Origin of the sequence: Rhizobium sp. 18065, from assembly GCF_902706095.1 — a bacterium.
Lineage (GTDB): Bacteria > Pseudomonadota > Alphaproteobacteria > Rhizobiales > Rhizobiaceae > Allorhizobium.
On sequence record NZ_CACSJP010000005.1, the window covers coordinates 167,443 to 184,441 of the forward strand.

At 60.3% G+C, this 16,999-nt stretch carries 11 protein-coding genes and 1 tRNA gene; 10 read left to right on the forward strand and 2 right to left on the reverse strand.

The genetic code is table 11. The features are described 5' to 3' along the window. Window positions 1–264: 264 nt before the first annotated feature. The 4 genes from GVK95_RS13920 to GVK95_RS13935 all read left to right on the forward strand — a co-directional run bounded on the left by GVK95_RS13920 (window position 265) and on the right by GVK95_RS13935 (window position 4,086). Window positions 265–1,674 (forward strand): circularly permuted type 2 ATP-grasp protein, encoded by a 1,410-nt coding sequence (locus GVK95_RS13920; protein WP_037073662.1) that lies wholly within the window; start codon window positions 265–267, stop codon window positions 1,672–1,674. A 7-nt stretch (window positions 1,675–1,681) separates the two neighbouring features. After that, window positions 1,682–2,623: an alpha-E domain-containing protein gene (locus GVK95_RS13925; RefSeq protein WP_159951000.1), complete on the forward strand. Its 942-nt coding sequence runs from the start codon at window positions 1,682–1,684 to the stop codon at window positions 2,621–2,623. A gap of 18 nt (window positions 2,624–2,641) precedes the next feature. Then, window positions 2,642–3,466, forward strand: a complete 825-nt coding sequence (locus GVK95_RS13930; RefSeq protein WP_159950599.1) for a transglutaminase family protein — start codon at window positions 2,642–2,644, stop codon at window positions 3,464–3,466. A gap of 173 nt (window positions 3,467–3,639) precedes the next feature. Then, the gene (locus tag GVK95_RS13935) at window positions 3,640–4,086 is read left to right on the forward strand and encodes a hypothetical protein (protein ID WP_159950601.1); all 447 of its coding nucleotides are present in this window, start codon (window positions 3,640–3,642) and stop codon (window positions 4,084–4,086) included. 20 nt (window positions 4,087–4,106) lie between these two features. Here the strand turns inward: GVK95_RS13935 and GVK95_RS13940 are convergent, their stop codons facing one another. Then, window positions 4,107–4,562, reverse strand: a complete 456-nt coding sequence (locus GVK95_RS13940; RefSeq protein WP_159950603.1) for a MarR family transcriptional regulator — start codon at window positions 4,560–4,562, stop codon at window positions 4,107–4,109. Window positions 4,563–4,920: 358 nt separating this feature from the next. Between GVK95_RS13940 and GVK95_RS13945 the strand changes: the two genes are divergently transcribed. Both GVK95_RS13945 and GVK95_RS13950 read left to right on the forward strand, forming a co-directional pair. Beyond that, window positions 4,921–4,997, forward strand: a tRNA-Arg gene (locus GVK95_RS13945). Between the two features lie 209 nt (window positions 4,998–5,206). Then, the gene (locus GVK95_RS13950; protein ID WP_244618769.1) at window positions 5,207–5,836 is read left to right on the forward strand and encodes a class I SAM-dependent methyltransferase; all 630 of its coding nucleotides are present in this window, start codon (window positions 5,207–5,209) and stop codon (window positions 5,834–5,836) included. Between the two features lie 352 nt (window positions 5,837–6,188). Here GVK95_RS13950 and GVK95_RS13955 read toward each other — a convergent pair whose 3' ends face one another. After that, window positions 6,189–10,844, reverse strand: coding sequence for a hypothetical protein (locus GVK95_RS13955; protein WP_244618770.1), 4,656 nt, complete (start codon window positions 10,842–10,844; stop codon window positions 6,189–6,191). A gap of 817 nt (window positions 10,845–11,661) precedes the next feature. Here GVK95_RS13955 and GVK95_RS13960 point away from each other — a divergent pair. The 4 genes from GVK95_RS13960 to GVK95_RS13975 all read left to right on the forward strand — a co-directional run bounded on the left by GVK95_RS13960 (window position 11,662) and on the right by GVK95_RS13975 (window position 16,999). Continuing rightward, entirely contained in the window at window positions 11,662–13,701 is a 2,040-nt protein-coding gene (locus GVK95_RS13960) for a glycosyl transferase (RefSeq protein ID WP_159950609.1), read from the forward strand. A 199-nt stretch (window positions 13,702–13,900) separates the two neighbouring features. Beyond that, on the forward strand, window positions 13,901–15,058 hold the full coding sequence (locus tag GVK95_RS13965; protein ID WP_159950611.1) for a UDP-galactopyranose mutase: 1,158 nt from the start codon (window positions 13,901–13,903) through the stop codon (window positions 15,056–15,058). A gap of 99 nt (window positions 15,059–15,157) precedes the next feature. Continuing rightward, the gene (galE, locus tag GVK95_RS13970) at window positions 15,158–16,138 is read left to right on the forward strand and encodes a UDP-glucose 4-epimerase GalE (RefSeq protein ID WP_159950613.1); all 981 of its coding nucleotides are present in this window, start codon (window positions 15,158–15,160) and stop codon (window positions 16,136–16,138) included. Window positions 16,139–16,279: 141 nt separating this feature from the next. Then, window positions 16,280–16,999: a phosphatase PAP2 family protein gene (locus GVK95_RS13975; RefSeq protein WP_159950615.1), complete on the forward strand. Its 720-nt coding sequence runs from the start codon at window positions 16,280–16,282 to the stop codon at window positions 16,997–16,999.

Genomic DNA, 16,999 nt, shown 5'->3' on the forward strand with positions numbered 1-16,999 from the left:
AGGAGAAAATATTTCTCGCCTGTCTTTGGCTAAAATTTAAGCAACCAGGCCAGCGACCTGCGTCCGGGAAGCCTGACTTCGTCAAGACCACCGGAGGCCGTCCGCCAGTCTCATCGCCATCACCGGCAAATCACGCCGAAATACTGAGCTTATGCCGCTTTTTAAGGCTGAAGCCGTAAGTGGAAATTCTTTCGTCAGAAGCCTGCGCGCTGCTTGCATTGGTAAATGGTCTGTATTCAAATGGCAAAAAAAGGGGATGCACCATTGGCATTTGACGAAATGATTAAAGCGGATAGCGGTCCGCGGGTTCCCTATCAGAATTACCACGACTGGTATTCCAGTCAGGATCCGGCAAGACTGTTGGCGAAGTCCAGAGACGCCGAAAACATCTTCCGCAAGACCGGCATCACCTTTGCCGTTTACGGCCACGAGGACTCCTCGGAAAAGCTCATTCCCTTCGACATCATTCCCCGCATCATTTCCGGCCGCGAATGGCGCAAGCTGGCCCAGGGCATCGAGCAACGCGTCATTGCGCTCAATGCCTTTCTCGACGATATCTACCACAAGCAGGAAATCATCCGCGCCGGCCGCATTCCACGCGAACTGATCGAGAAGAACGTCACCTTCCTGCCGGAAATGATCGGCTTTCGTCCGCCCGGCGGCGTCTACACCCACATTGTCGGCACCGACATCGTCCGCACCGGCGAAGACCAGTTCTTCGTGCTCGAGGACAATGCCCGCACGCCCTCCGGTGTCAGCTACATGCTGGAAAACCGGGAAACGATGATGCAGATGTTCCCCGAGCTCTTCCAGCTCAACAAGGTCCAGCGCGTCGAGGACTATCCGCATCTGCTGCGCCAGTCGCTTGCCTCGCTTGCCCCTCCGGGATGCAAGGGCAAGCCGCGCGTCGCGGTGCTGACCCCGGGCATCTACAATTCCGCCTATTACGAGCATTCCTTCCTTGCCGACATGATGGGCGTGGAGCTGGTCGAAGGCTCGGACCTGCGCGTCATCGACGGCAAGGTCAAGATGCGCACGACACGCGGCTACGAGGCCATCGACGTGCTCTACCGCCGCGTCGATGACGACTACCTCGATCCCCTCACTTTCCGCCCGGATTCGGCGCTCGGCATTCCCGGCATCATGGACGTCTACCGCGCCGGCAACATTACAATTGCCAATGCGCCCGGTACCGGCATTTGCGACGACAAGGCGATCTACTCCTACATGCCGGAAATCGTCGAGTTCTATACCGGCCGCAAGGCACTGCTCGAAAACGTGCCGACATGGCGCTGTTCCGAGGCCGACAGCCTGAAATACGTGCTGGAGCATCTGGAAGAACTGGTGGTCAAGGAAGTGCACGGCTCCGGCGGCTACGGCATGCTGGTCGGCCCGACCGCATCGAAGCGGGAGCGCGCGGTCTTCGCCGAAAAGCTCAAAGCGCGCCCGAACAACTACATCGCCCAACCGACATTGTCGCTGTCGACCGTGCCGATCCTCGTCAACAAGGGGATTGCACCGCGCCATGTCGACCTTCGTCCCTATGTTCTCGTGTCAGACAAGGTGCAGATCATCCCCGGCGGCTTGACCCGCGTGGCCCTGAAACAGGGGTCGCTCGTGGTCAATTCCAGCCAGGGCGGCGGCACCAAGGACACCTGGGTATTGGAGGACTGACATGGTCATGCTCGGAAGAACTGCCAACGGACTCTTCTGGATGTTCCGTTACATCGAGCGGGCCGAAAACATCGCCCGTATTGTCGACGCCGGCCTGAGGATGTCTCTGACACGCTCCGGCGCCAGCGATGACGACTGGAGCGCGGTGTTGCTCAGCGCCGATGTCCGCGACATCTTCGACAAGCATCATGACAAGGTGACGGCCTCGGACGCGATCGATTTCCTGTTGCGCGATCTGTCCAACCCTTCCAGCGTCATGTCCTCGATCGATGCCGCCCGCAACAATGCCCGCATGGTCCGCACGGCGCTGACCCGCGAGACCTGGGAGGCGATGAATGAGTGCTGGATCGAGATGAAGCAGATGCTCGCCCGCAAGCTCAAATCGGCCGATCTGCCGGAAGTGATCGAAACGGTGAAGCGCCGCGCCGGCCTGATCCGCGGCGCCTTCCATGGCTCGATGCTGCGCAACGAGATCTACAACTTCGCCCGCATCGGCACCTTCATCGAACGGGCCGACAACACCAGCCGCATTCTCGACGTTAAATATTACGTCCTGCTTCCGGCCATCACCCAGGTCGGCTCGTCACTCGACAACATGCAGTGGGAATCGATCCTGCGCTCGGTCTCCGCCCATCGCTCCTATCGCTGGGTCTATGACGGCGAATACAAGGCGACCAACATCGCAGATTTCCTCATCCTCAACGGCCAGATGCCCCGCTCCCTCGCCTATTGTTACGATAAGATCGTCAGTAATCTCGGCTATATCGGCCAGGACTATGGCGAGCGGCTGGCGGCTCACGAGACGGCAGAGCGGGTGCGCTCGACATTGCAAAAGACGTCAATCGGGACGATCATGGATCAGGGCCTGCACGAATTCCTCGATAACTTCATTTCCCACAACAACCAGCTGGGTCAGGAAATTACCGAGGGTTATCGCTTTTACAGCTGACGGATCAGGACAAGAAGCATGCGTTTGCGGATCACCCACACAACAGTATACCGCTACGACGATCCGGTGCAGTATTCACTGCAAAGGTTGCGGCTGTCGCCGATCAACGGCCCCGGCCAGACCGTTCTGTCGTGGAACATCAAGGTCGACGGCGCAACGGTCGAGGCAGGATTCAACGACCAGTTCGGCAACCACACCCATCTTGTCTCCACCGAAGGCGACAGCAAGACGGTGAATATCATCGCCTGCGGCGAGGTGGAGACCGAAGACCGTGCCGGCGTCTACGGCCCGCATCAGGGCTATTGCCCCCTCTGGCTCTATCTGCGTGAATCACCGCGGACCAAACCCGGCAAGTTGACGCGCGAACTGGTCAAAAGCCTCGTCGGCGACACCGAGCTTGCCAAGATGCATGACCTGATGGCCAGGCTGAGCGAAGCCGTGGCCTATGAGACCGGCTCGACCGGCACGGAAACCACCGCCGAACAGGCGCTGGAAGCCGGACACGGCGTCTGCCAGGACCACGCACATGTCTTCATCACCGCCGCCCGCCTGATGAACCTGCCGGCACGCTATGTTTCGGGCTACCTGATGATGGAAGGGATCACCGACCAGACGGCAACCCATGCCTGGGCCGAGGTCCATCTCCAGGGGCTCGGCTGGGTCGGCTTCGATGCCGCCAACAATGTCTGCCCGGACGCCAGCTATGTGCGGATTGCAACAGGGCTCTGCTACGCCGACGCCGCCCCGGTATCCGGCATGCGCATCGGGCTCGCCGGCGAGGATCTCAACGTCAAGGTGGTCGTCGAAACAAGGGAACAGAGCCAGAGCCAGTCCCAGAGTTGAGGTGTCCCAGAGTTGGGGTGTCTCAGAGTTGGGATGCCTCAGAGCTAAAGTGATTCAAAGCAGGGGCTTGCTGCAGAAGTTTGCCGACACCGTAAGCCCTGCTCCATTCAGCCATGGTTGTATGGGACCGCACGGAGCTGCAATGCGGACGTCCGCAGGAACAGGTTGCACGCATGCTGTTTGGTAAATCGCTGTTCCAGTCGGTGGTCGACCGCCTGGCGGATGAAGCGGAGGACGAGGTTGAAGCACCCGAGCCAAGCTTCCGTGTGACCGGTCTGTCGACCAGTTTTGCCACGGAAAGGATCGCGGCGTCTCCCGTCAACGCCGGCCTGCGCCAGGACGCCTACCTTTTCCTCATGTCGCAGGACCAACCGGCCGCAATCAAAGCGCCCGTCAAGCCGCCTCATCTTCAACGCCTGACGGTGGAACAGATTGCCGAAGATCTGCAACTTCAGGACAATGACAGCCGCGACATCCTCCAGGAAAGACGCCGGCTTTTCGCCAAGAGCAACCATCCCGACACCGTGCATCCCGACTTCCGTGAACCGGCCAATACACGGATGAAGATCGCCAACCTGCTGATCGACGAAGCCATGCGACGGCTCGACGCCGCCGTCTGATTCGCAGCCACAGACCGCAGTCAGTCGTAGAGGCGCTTCAGCAGGCTGATCACCGCATCGCGCTGTATCGCACCGCCAAGCTGCGCCAATACCCACTCCTCATGACCCTGCCAGATCGGCATCAGCTCATTCAGATAGGCTTCGCCGGCCGGCGTCATATAGAGCGACTGCACGCGGCGATCGGTTTCCGACTTCCGGCGCTCGACGAAGCCCTTGTTTTCCAGGCCATCGACAATGGCGACAAAATTCGCCCGCTGGATACCCAGCGCTTCGGCCACTTCGCTTTGCTTGGAGCCCTGGTTGCGCTTCAGAAGCAGCAGGACGGCAAAATCCGTCGGTCGCAGGCCCTTGGATGAAAAAGCTTCGTTGAAATGCTGGAACACCGCAAGCTGAGCCCGCCTCAGGCTGTAACCGACAGCATCCTCCATCATCGAAAGATCGAGCCCGTTCTCATCGGGCACAATGTCATCAGTCATCATTTCCGGCATTTTGACGCCATGGTATACAATTCCCCCTGTACTTCAGATAGGCGCGTTGATCGCGCCTTTTTTCAGAAGTCGCGCGATCTTAACGGTTTGGGCTTAAGCCACAAGTCTCCGGCAAGCCGCTCGTTCCCCTTTTGCCGGCTTTTGACCTATTTTAGGTCATCTCCACACGCAAAACCGCGGGCATTGTGACATGGTCAGCACCACTGATCACAAAACGCCCAGACCATTCCGGCACGACGACGGCCGCGAAGACGGCAAGCCTTGCTTTTTGCGATTGAAGCCAGCCACCGACTACGCTATGACCGCAACACAGCAACAGGCGAGTCACTCAACGACCGCCTTGAAGGCACCCGTAGCTCAGCTGGATAGAGTGTTGGATTCCGATTCCAAAGGTCACAGGTTCGAATCCTGTCGGGTGCGCCACAAATCCTAATTTCCATTCCGAAGACATAGGTACCATTTCTGGCTGACGCCGGAGATATTGGCACAGTGGACCATAATCGGTATCATCGATCGATCCCACTGTCGTCCAGCGCCCGGACCGGGCATCTCTGCGATGCCACAGCGTTTGCGCTCCAGCGGTCATTCATTCAGGAAGCGTCTTCATGCATAGAATTCTCGAACCTGAGATCATGGCAGATGCGGAACAGTCGCTCGCCTATGCCAATGCGGACTTTTCGATTTCCAATCAATCGTTTGTCGATCATGTCCTGACATACGACACGGGTCCCCTGCGTCATGTGATCGACATTGGCTGCGGCCCCTGCAATGTCATGGTGAGGCTGGCAGATGCCTGCCCGGATATCCACATCACCGCGATCGACGGATCGGCTGCGATGATCGATCTGGCCGGGAAGACCGTGCGAGCCTCGGGCCACGAATCCCGGATAGCGGTCATACAGGGATACATCCCGGGCCTTGCTCTGCCTGAGCACGGTTTCGATGCGGTCCTCTCGAAAGACCTGCTGCACCACTTGCCCGACCCAATGGTGCTGTGGAGTGAAATACAGCGATTGGGCCGGACCGGCGCTGCTGTCCATGTGATGGACCTGATCAGACCCGATACGCCACAAGACGCGTACGATATCGTCGCGAAGGTGGCGCCCGACGCGCATACGATTCTGCGCCAGGATTTTTACAATTCGCTATGCGCCGCATTCACGATCGATGAAGTGAACGCACAATTGCAACAGGTCGGCCTGCCGTTGCAGATACGCCAAACCAGCGACCGTCACATGCTGATCAGCGGCACTTTACCGTGACGCTGTTCGGCCGGGATCTGCGCCGATGGATACCAACCGATCAATGATAGCCTATCGATCCTGATCCCGGTGACATTTCTGAACCTATAAGCGAAAGCGGCAGACAAGATGAACTGTGCTGCGGCTCAAAATCGTCAGGGCGGACTAGTTTCGACAGGCATTGCCAATCGGCGCAGTGCGCGATCCCCCTTCGGTCCCCCTCGGTCCCTGCCTCCCCCGGGCTCGACCTTCAGCCACATACGGAAAATGCCGCACTTTCGGTTGAAAGGGCGGCATTTCCTGTAGGCTTTGGAGTTGTTCTTGTCAGCGTCGGCTGTGTATTTCGGCGCGGCTTTCGCCGCGCCGGTTATGATCAGAGATCCTGGTAGGCCGAGATGATCGCTGCGATCTGATCCTCGTCGAAAGCCTGGATCTGCGTGGTCGTGAAGGCCTGCAGCTGGTCGCTTGCCAGGCTGTCGATGTCGTCGGTCGACAGGCCGGGCAGTGCCTTGACGTTGATCGCCGCGATCTCGTCGGTGGTAAACGTTGCGATCTCGTCGGTCGACAGGGCCGAGATGGCGGCCGAGCCGAGGGCGGCGATCTGGGTCGAGGTCAAGGCCGAGACCTGATCCGAACCGAGCGCTTCGATCTGTGCCGAGGACAGGGCGCCGACCGTCTTGGTTCCCAGCGAACCGATCTGGTCCGTGGTCAGGGCAGCAACCGTATCCGTGGTCAGGCCAGCGATCTGCGTCGTGCTCAGGGCGCCGATCTGGCCGGAGGTCAGTACTGCAACCTGATCAGTGGAAAGCGCGCTGATCTGGCTGGAGCTCAGGGCAACGACCTGGGTCGTTGTCAGGGAGACGACCTGGTCGGTGTCGAGGGCGGCAACCTGGTCGGTTGTCAGGCCTGCCAGAGCCTTGACGTTGATCGCTGCGATCTCGTCGGTGGCAAACAGGGCGATGTCGTCCGTGCTGAGCGCGCCGATGGCAACCGAGCCGAGTGCCGCGATCTGGGTCGAGGTCAGTGCCGCAACCTGGTCGGTGCTGAGTGCATCGACCTGGGTCGAGGTCAGGGCGCCGGCGGTCTTCGAGGTCAGCGACACGACCTGGTCTGTGCTCAGGGCGGCAACCTGGTCGGTCGACAGACCGGCAACCTGGGCGGTGCTGAGGGCTGCGATCTGGCCGGAGGTCAGGACGACGACCTGGTCGGTGGTCAGGGCGCCGAGCTGAGTGGAGCTCAGTCCGATTACCTGTGCCGTGGTCAGGGCCGCGACCTGATCGGTTTCGAGGATCGCCACCGCATCGGTCGAGAGACCGGACAGGGCCTTGACGTTGATCGCCGCGATCTCACCAGTCGAGAAGGTGACGATGTCGTCGGTCGACAGCGCCGCCAAGTCTTCCGAGCCGAAGGCTGCGATCTGTGTCGCCGACAGGGCTTCGACCTGTTCAGAGCTCATCGCCTCGAGCTGGTCAGAGGTCAGGGCACCGACCGCCTTGGAGGTCAGCTGGGTCACCTGGTCGGTGGTCAGAGCCGCGACATTGTCGGTCGACAGTCCGGCCGCCTGGGTCGAGGTGAGGGCACCGATCTGGGCCGACGTCAGGACGACAACCTGATCGGTGGTCAGGGCACCGATCTGGCCGGTGCTCAGGGCAACGACCTGGGCCGTGGTCAGGGCTGCAACCTGGTCGGTTTCCATCGCAGCGACTGCGTCGGTGGAGAGGCCGGCAAGCGCCTTGACGCTGATGGCGGCGACTTCAGCAGCCTCGAAGAGGACGATGTCGTCGGAGCTCAGCACCGAGATGGCAGACGAACCGAGTGCGCCGATCTGCGACGAGGTCAGGGCCTGGATCTGGTCGGAGGTCAGGGCATCGACCTGCGAGGAGGTCAGGGCCGCAGCCGTCTTCGAGGTCAGGGCGACAACCTGGTCGGTGGTGAAGGCGGCAACCTGGTCGGTCGAGAGCCCGGCCACCTGCGTCGAGCTGAGGGCTGCGATCTGGGCCGAGGTCAGGACGACGACCTGGTCGGTGGTCAGGGCCTGGATCTGGGTCGACTTCAGGGCAACGACCTGGGCTGTGGTCAGCGCCGCAACCTGGTCGGTTTCGAGCACGGCGACTGCGTCGGTGGTGAGACCGGCAAGGGCCTTTACGCTGATGGCGGCGACTTCAGCAGCCTCGAAGAGGACGATGTCGTCGGAGCTCAGCACCGAGATGGCAGACGAACCGAGTGCGCCGATCTGTGTGGAGGTCAGAGCGGTGATCTGGTCGGAGGACAGGGCATCGACCTGGTCCGAGGTCAGGGCAGCAGCCGTCTTGGAGGTCAGGGCGACAACCTGGTCGGTGGTGAGAGCAGCAACCTGGTCGGTCGAGAGACCCGCCACCTGGGTCGAGCTGAGGGCTGCGATCTGACCCGAGGTCAGGACGACAACCTGGTCAGTCGTCAGGGCCGAAATCTGGCTGGACTTCAGCACGGCGACCTGGGCGGTGGTCAGGGCTGCAACCTGATCGGTTTCGAGGATGGCAACGGCGTCGGTGGTGAGACCTGCAAGGGCCTTGACGCTGATCGCGGCAATCTCGTCGGTCGTGAAGGTGGCAATCTCGTCGGTCGCCAGGACTGCAAGATCTTCAGAGCCGAGGGCAGCAATCTGGGCCGACGACAGGGCTTCGACCTGTTCGGAGCTGAGGGCTGCGATCTGGTCGGTGGACAAGGCAGCAACCGTCTTCGACGTCAGTTGGCTGATCTGGTCCGTCGTCAGCACCGCAACATTGTCGGTCGTGAGACCGGCAACCTGGGTCGAGCTCAGGGCCGCGATCTGACCCGAGGTCAGGACGACAACCTGGTCGGTCGTCAGCGCACCGATCTGTGTCGACTTAAGTGCAGCAACCTGGCCCGTCGTCAGCGCAGCAACCTGGTCGGTTTCGAGCACTGCAACCGCATCGGTGGTCAGACCCGCCAGAGCCTTGACGCTGATGGCAGCGACTTCAGCAGCCTCGAAGAGGACGATGTCGTCGGAGCTCAGGGCACCGATTGCTGCCGAGCCAAGGGCACCGATCTGCGTGGAGGTCAGGGCGGTAATCTGATCGGACGTCAGAGCATCGACCTGGCCCGAGGTCAGAGCCGCAGCGGTCTTGGATGTCAGGGCGACAACCTGGTCGGTCGAGAGAGCGGCAACCTGGTCGGTCGAGAGACCTGCAACCTGTGTCGAGCTAAGGGCAGCGATCTGACCCGAGGTCAAAACGACAACCTGATCGGTGGTCAGGGCCTGGATCTGGGTCGACTTAAGCCCGGCAACCTGTGCAGTGGTCAGCGCTGCAACCTGATCGGTTTCGAGGATTGCGACGGCATCAGTCGAGAGACCGGACAGTGCCTTGACGCTGATGGCTGCGATTTCGCCGGTCGAGAAGGTGACAATGTCATCCGTCGACAGGGCCGCGAGGTCTTCTGAGCCAAAGGCCGCGATCTGGGCTGAAGACAGGGCTTCTACCTGTTCGGAGCTCATTGCCTGAAGCTGGGCAGACGTCAGGGCGCCGACAGCCTTGGACGTCAGCTGCGTTACCTGATCCGTAGTCAGAACTGCAACATTGTCGGTCGAAAGGCTGGCCACCTGTGTGGAGCTCAGGGCCGCGACCTGTGCCGAGGTCAGGACGACGGTCTGGTCGGTGGTCAGGGCACCGATCTGGGCGCTCTTCAGGGCAGCGACCTGGGTGGTCGTCAATGCAGCGACCTGGTCGGTTTCGAGAATGGCAACGGCGTCCGTGGACAGTCCGGCCAGGGCCTTGACGCTGATCGCAGCGATTTCGTTGGTTTCGAACAGAGCGACGTCGTCCGTGCTCAGTGCGCCGATGGCTGCGGAACCGAAAGCGGCGATCTGGGTCGACGTCAGCGCAGCGACCTGGTCGGTGCTGAGTGCATCAACCTGCGTCGAGGTCAGGGCTGCGACCGTCTTCGACGTCAGGGCAACAACCTGATCCGTGCTGAAGGCTGCGACCTGATCCGTCGAAAGGCCGGCAACCTGAGTGGTGCTCAGGGCGGCGATCTGGCCGGAGGTCAGGACCACGACCTGGTCGGTCGACAGTGCCTGGATCTGGGTGGACTTCAGCGCGGCAACCTGGGTGGACTTCAGGGCTGCGACCTGATCCGTGGACAGGATCGCAACATTCTCGGTCGACAGACCCGACAGCGCCTTGACGCTGATGGCAGCCACTTCAGCCGTGCTGAACAGTTCGATGTCGTCAGTGCCAAGAGCGCCGACAGCAGCCGAGCCGAGCGCGCCGATCTGTGCAGACGTCAGTGCATTTGTCTGGTCGGTGGTCAGAGCCGTAACCTGTGCCGAGGTCAGCGCGCTTGCGGCCTTCGTGCTCAAAGCGGCAACCTGATCCGTGGTCAGGGCTGCAACCTGAGTGGTGGAAAGGCCAGCGATCTGGCTCGTGCTCATCGCACCGATCTGACCGGAAGAGAGCGTTGCGACCTGATCGGTCGTCAGGGCAGTGATCTGGGCAGACTTCAGGGCTGCGATCTGGGTTGTCTTGAGGGCTGCAACCTGGTCGGTGGTGAGGATGGCAACGTTGTCGGTCGAGAGACCGGCCATGCCCTTGACGCTGATGGCGGCAACTTCAGCCGTTGTGAACGACGCGATATCGTCTGTGGACAGGACAGCGATCGCTGCCGAACCGAAGGCGCCGATCTGCGTGGATGTGAGGGCAGCAACCTGGTCGGAGGTCAGGCCGTCAACCTGTGCGGTGCTCAGTGCTGCGATCTGGGTCGTTGCAAGGCCGGTAATCGTAGATGACTCGAGAACGGCAATCTGGTCCAGGCTCAGGCCGACCATGGCGGCAGCGGAGACGGCGCCAAGCTGAGCCGTGCTGAAGACGGCGATGTCGTCGGTTTCAAGTGCATGGATCTGGGAGGAGGAAAGTGCCTTGACCTGCGCTGTGGACAGTGCAGCCACATCGTCAGTGCTCAGCGATGCGATTGTCGCGGTGGAAAGAGATCTAATCTGGCTGGTTGTCAGTGAAGAAACGATCGAAGTCATGGACGCGCCCCTGTGGTGTTGACCGATTGCCCTCAAGGTGGACGCCATGATTGGCCTCGACCTTCGGTATCCTTTCGGACGGATATATGTGGAAGTGGGACATGGCTCTCGGGAGCCAGTGCGTTGGAAGGGCATCATGCATCCAGAGCGTAAAGCCGCTCTGATTTCCCCACGCCTGCGGGCGCAATTGGTCTTGCCGCAGTAAGACTATTCCTTCGAATCTGTTTCGAACGGACCCGTGAGTCGCACTCTTAGACAAAATTCTTGGCAAAGATCTACCGGTCAGACTCTAATTTTGTGTTAACGCGCTGTAGAGCCAGCCCCTGAAACACCCCTGTAAACACACCCTAAACAGGCCCCAAACAGTACATCCAGAAAAAGTACAATCGAGGTCCTGGGCGCGAGCAAGCATGATGCGTCAAGCCGCACAAATTGCTATCAATAAGGTCAATATATACAACATGCACGTTGCGGCGCCACAAACGACTAATCGCTTATTTATAATACACTCACCCACAAACCGACAGAAAACCTATGTATTTCTGGCAAAACGTACATTTCCTTCTGACGTGGACGACTGAATAGACATATCGTTGCGCGAACAGGTGCCGAACGATCGCCACCAACTCATTTTTATGGATCGCCGGGTGGAGACACTACTGAACGAGTGTCGTCACAGCGATCGACCAGCAAGAACACCAAAGCCAGGCGAAAGCCACAAGCCCAAAGCAAGCTAGCGCAGCTAAAGCATTCCGACGCTTCAGCGCGTGGTTTCAACTCGAGCCGTCAGGCCTTCAGTTCTTGGGATATACATGGCATGGACAACGCATTAGCCTCGGACCGCAATTTGCAACTCGCTGTTTTCGTTGAACGGGCGCGTAATCAGAAGCTGCCCCTGAACGAGCTGTTTCAGCTAGCAGAGAATTTGAATGCCGCGGGGCAGAGCGCGCAGACCGCTGAACTGTACAAGGCGTGGATTGCCTACAATGACAGCAATCCCCTTCTTCATCTTGCGTATTTCAACTACTCCGTCACGCTCAGGCAACTGGGCGACATACCCGGCTCGATCAATGCCCTCAGCGCCTGCCTCAAGCTCGAGCCGCGCTTCGGCCATGCGAACATCAATCTCGGTCGCGCCTATGAAGACGCCGGCCTGAACGCCCAGGCGATCCAGCAATGGCGCTCGTTTATCGAAGCGACGGCGGAACTGACGCCTGAACGGATGAGCCATCGGCTGATGACCCTTCAGCATATCGGCCGCGTCATGGAAGGTGCCGGCTTGCAGGAGGAGGCTGAAACCGCCCTGTGGCAAGCCATCGAAATGCGGCCCGACAAGCCGGAGGCCGGTCAGCATTGGCTGTCCTTGCGCCAGCACCAGTGCAAATGGCCGATCGTCGTTCCCTCTGAACACGTGACGAAGCGGCAGCTGCTGGATGCGATGTCGCCCCTGCCGCTGGGCTGCTATGCCGACGACCCGCTGTTTCAGCTCGCCAAGGCGTATCGTTACCTCAAGACCCTGGTCGGCCGTCCCGACCTGACCGGCTTCACGCCAAAGCAGCCGAAGCAGAAAACCGGCAGCGGCCAGCGCCTGCGCATCGGCTATGTCTCATCAGACCTGCGCGATCATGCCGTCGGCTTTGCGCTCAGCGAGGTTCTCGAACTGCACGACAAGAGCAGCGTCGAGATTTTCGCCTACTATTGCGGCGAGGCACGCACCAATGACGGCACCCAGGAGCGCATGAAGAAGGTCGTCGATACTTGGCGCGATATCTCGACCATCGACGACGCGCAGGCGGCCCGCCTGATCGCTTCCGACGAGATCGACATCCTGCTCGACGTCAACGGCTTCACCAAGCATGCCCGCACGAGGATCTTCGCCTACCGCCCGGCACCGGTCATCGCGGCCTTCTGCGGCTATCCCGGTTCGATGGCGAGCCCCTTCCACCAGTATCTGATCGCCGACGACTATATCGTCCCGCCGGAAAACGAACTCTATTACACCGAAAAGGTCCTGCGCATTCCGTGCAATCAGCCGGTCGACCGCAAACGCCTCATCGCCGAGAAGCCGACCCGCGCCCAAGCTGGCCTGCCGGAAGACGCCTTCGTCTTTGCCTGCTTCAACGGCATGCAGAAGATCACGGCAAGCAGCTTTGCCCGCTGGATGAAGATCCTCGCGGCCACCCCGGGAAGCGTGCTCTGGCTCTTGACCGGATCCGACGCCGTCAACCAGCGGCTTCGCCAGTCCGCCACCACCTGCGGGGTCTCGGCCGATCGCATCATCTTTGCGCCGAAGGCACCCAACGCCCAGCATCTCGCCCGCATCGGCGTGGCCGATCTGTTCCTCGACACCTTCCCCTACGGCGCCCATTCGACGGCGTCCGATTCTATTACCATGGGCCTGCCGGTGCTGACATTGCCCGGCAAGAGCTTTGCCTCGCGCTTCTGCGCCAGCATCGTCTCGGCTGCCGGCATTCCGGAACTGATCTGCTCGACTCCCGACGACTACGTCACCAAGGCCGTCGCCTATGCCCGTGATCCTGCAAGCCTTGCAGAAGTACGCGCATCATTGCAGAGCCAGCGAGAAACCAGCGCCCTGCGCGACATGCCGGCCATGGTTCGGCGTCTGGAAGAACTTTGCTGGCAAATGCAGGGTGAATGCGAGCGTGGCGAAACACCGACCCCGGACATGCGCAATCTCGACGTCTACTACGAGGTTGGTGCGGAGATCGTCGCCGAACACGTCGAGTTCGAGGACGACAAGGCATACCGGCAGCGCTATCTCGACAAACTCGTGCAATGGAACAGCTATGAACCGCTGCGTCCGGATGCTCGCCTGTGGCCCGACGCCAAGGCCTGAGGACAAGAAGTGGAACTTGGTCGACACGAGTCGACCGAGTTCCGCCCAGCCCTGCCCTCGGCCACAACCGCACAGTATGGAGGCTTTGCCCTATACAGAATCGGCTGAACGTCACAAGACTTGCGACACCACTTCTGGCCACCACCCGCCCGGCACGGACACACCCGCGGGCGAAGAGACGAAACAGGACGAGTTTGGAATGCCCGCAAACGGAAAAATTGCAATCGTCGGCGCCGGTCTTTCGGGAGCCGTGATCGGGCGCGAACTCGCGCTGGCCGGCCTTCAGGTCGAGATCTTCGACGCCCGCAGCCATATCGCCGGAAACTGCCATACCGAGCGCGATGCCGATACCGGCGTCATGGTCCACCTCTACGGCCCGCATATCTTCCACACCGATGACGCCGAAGTCTGGGACTATGTAAACGGCTTCGAGACCTTCCTGCCCTACAAGAACCGGGTCAAGACGACGAGCCAGGATCGGGTCTACTCCCTCCCCGTCAACCTGCACACCATCAACCAGTTCTTCGGCAAGACCTTCCGGCCGGATGAAGCCCGCGCCTTTATCGAGGAGCAGGCCGACAAGACCATCGAGGATCCGCAGACCTTCGAGGAACAGGCCATGCGCTTTGTCGGCAAGGATCTGTATGAGGCCTTCTTCAAGGGCTACACGGAAAAGCAGTGGGGCTGCTCGCCAACCGACCTGCCCGCCTCGATCCTCAAGCGCCTGCCGGTTCGCTTCAACTACGATGACAACTATTTCTTCCACAAATTCCAGGGCATGCCGGAAAACGGCTATACCGACATGATCGCCGCCATTCTCGATCATGACAACATTTCGGTGAAGCTCGAGACGCGGTTCGATCGCGCGCAGGCTGCTGGGTATGCACACGTATTCTACTCCGGCCCGCTCGATGGCTATTTCAACTTCGAGCACGGCCGCCTCGGCTATCGTACGCTCGATTTCGAGCGTTTCACCTATCAGGGCGACTACCAGGGCTGCGCGGTGATGAACTACGGCGACGTCTCGGTCCCCTATACCCGGATCACCGAGCACAAGCATTTTTCACCCTGGGAAGAACACGCAGGTTCGGTCTGCTACCGCGAATTCGCCCGCGTCTGCGGTCCGGACGACATCCCCTACTACCCCATCCGGCTCGTCAAGGAGAAGGAACAACTGGCGGAATATGTCGCGCGTGCTGAACAGGAGGCATCGGTCACCTTTGTCGGGCGCCTGGGCACCTACCGCTATCTCGACATGGATGTGACTATTCGCGAAGCCCTCGACACCGCCAGGCTTTACCTGTCCAAAACGGCAGAAAATGCCGCCATGCCGGCATTCCTGCATGCGCCGGTCTGAGCAAGTGGTCTGAGCAAGTGGACTGGGTAAGACCGCTGCGCTCGTTGAGTGAAAAATACATCGCGATATGTTCCGCGAAACCAGTTCCAAAGGTTCGTCATGACTGAGAAGACAATCCTCGTGGTCGGCGGCGCCGGATACATCGGCTCCCACACATGCCTTGCTCTAGCGAACAAGGGCTATGTGCCACTGGTCTACGACAACTTTTCCGGCGGTCACGAGGAGTTTGTCAAATGGGGACCGGTCGAACAGGGCGACATCCGCGACCGTGCGCGCCTGCACGAGGTTCTTGCCAAACACAAGCCCGCAGCAGCCCTGCATTTCGCCGGCCTGATCGAAGTCGGCCAGTCCTTCGTCGAACCGGAAGCCTTCTACGACGTCAATGTCGTCGGCTCGCTGACTTTGCTGCAGGCGCTGATGGAAGCCGATATCCGCGCATTCGTCTTTTCCTCGACCTGCGCTACCTATGGCAGGCCGGAGCGTCTGCCGCTCGACGAAACCCATCCACAGAACCCGATCAACCCGTATGGCCGCACCAAGCACATCGTCGAGCAGGCCCTGCGCGACTTCGACCTGTGTGATCGCATGCGCTCCGTCATGCTGCGCTATTTCAACGCCGCCGGCGCCGATTTCGAAGGCCGCATCGGCGAATGGCACACCCCGGAAACCCATGCGATTCCGCTGGCCATCGAAGTGGCGCTTGGCCGTCGCCCGCATTTCTCGATCTTCGGCGAGGATTACGACACGCGCGACGGCACCTGCATCCGCGACTATATCCACGTCAACGATCTGGCCGACGCCCATGTGCGCGCGGTCGAATACCTGCTGAACGGCGGCGAGACGGTAGACATCAACCTCGGCACAGGAACAGGCACCACGGTGAAGGAACTGATCAGCGCCATCGAATCCGTTTCCGGCCGACCGATGCCTGTGGTCAAGACGGAACGCCGCGCCGGCGATCCGCCAATGCTGGTTGCCGGCAACGGCAAGGCGGAAAATGTTCTCGGCTGGAAGCCGAAGCACGACATCAACGACATCATCCGGTCCGCCTGGAATTGGCATTCGCGGTTCAATGGCTAGAGCCTCTTGAGCGTTCACGCGACAATAGGCTGGTGCCGCCAACCTATTGTTCTTTCACGCCGCTCCTCTAAATGTGTAAAAGGCCGAAGAGGAGCGTTTCACCGATGTATGTCATGCCGGATGCCGTTGGAATAGCCTGCGATGCGTAGGGTGATCGCGCATGCACGAGAGCGGATCGCCCGGGTCGAAGCGGTGGTTCTGCTGGTCTTCTGCCTTGCGACAGGCGCCGCCTTCGTCTTTTCAAGATTGATGAGCGAAATGCTCGAAGGCGAGACACGTTTTGTCGATGAAGCGGTGCTTCTGTCATTGCGCGATGCAACAGATACCAGCCTGCCGCTTGGCCCCTACTGGCTGAGCAAGATCTTCTCCGATATCACTGTGCTGGGCGGAACCACTGTTCTGGCCCTGGTGACTGTGGCAACGGCCGTCTTCTTGTGCATCCGCCGCGAATGGGCCAGCGCAATTTTTCTGGGCGCATCCGTCCTGGGTGGCTGGGCGATCAGCAGCGCGCTCAAGCTGGGCGTGGCCAGACCCCGACCGGATGTGGTCGCGCATCTGGTCGAAGTGCACGATTTCAGCTTTCCCAGCGGACACGCAATGCTGTCGGCGGCGACTTATCTCACCTTGGCGGCGATACTGACACGGGTCGAAAAGAGCCGCCAGGTCCGCGTCTATTTCATAACCCTCGCCGTCTTCCTGATCGTGATCATCGGCATGAGTCGCGTCTATCTCGGCGTGCATTACCCGACCGACGTCCTGGCCGGCTGGTGCGCCGGATCGGCATGGGCCGGCTTCGTCTGGCTCTTTGCCAGACGTTATCTCAGGCCGCAACAGGATGAAGGTCCACCGGTCGGCGAGTAA

Bases quoted from the DNA above. Each gene is read 5' to 3' on its own strand.
- GVK95_RS13955 (WP_244618770.1), bottom strand. From the start codon at position 10,844: ATGACTTCGATCGTTTCTTCACTGACAACCAGCCAGATTAGATCTCTT.
- GVK95_RS13935 (WP_159950601.1), top strand. From the start codon at position 3,640: ATGCTGTTTGGTAAATCGCTGTTCCAGTCGGTGGTCGACCGCCTGGCG.
- GVK95_RS13950 (WP_244618769.1), top strand. From the start codon at position 5,207: ATGGCAGATGCGGAACAGTCGCTCGCCTATGCCAATGCGGACTTTTCG.
- GVK95_RS13960 (WP_159950609.1), top strand. From the start codon at position 11,662: ATGGACAACGCATTAGCCTCGGACCGCAATTTGCAACTCGCTGTTTTC.
- GVK95_RS13965 (WP_159950611.1), top strand. From the start codon at position 13,901: ATGCCCGCAAACGGAAAAATTGCAATCGTCGGCGCCGGTCTTTCGGGA.
- GVK95_RS13975 (WP_159950615.1), top strand. From the start codon at position 16,280: ATGCGTAGGGTGATCGCGCATGCACGAGAGCGGATCGCCCGGGTCGAA.
- GVK95_RS13925 (WP_159951000.1), top strand. From the start codon at position 1,682: ATGCTCGGAAGAACTGCCAACGGACTCTTCTGGATGTTCCGTTACATC.
- GVK95_RS13930 (WP_159950599.1), top strand. From the start codon at position 2,642: ATGCGTTTGCGGATCACCCACACAACAGTATACCGCTACGACGATCCG.
- GVK95_RS13940 (WP_159950603.1), bottom strand. From the start codon at position 4,562: ATGACTGATGACATTGTGCCCGATGAGAACGGGCTCGATCTTTCGATG.
- galE (WP_159950613.1), top strand. From the start codon at position 15,158: ATGACTGAGAAGACAATCCTCGTGGTCGGCGGCGCCGGATACATCGGC.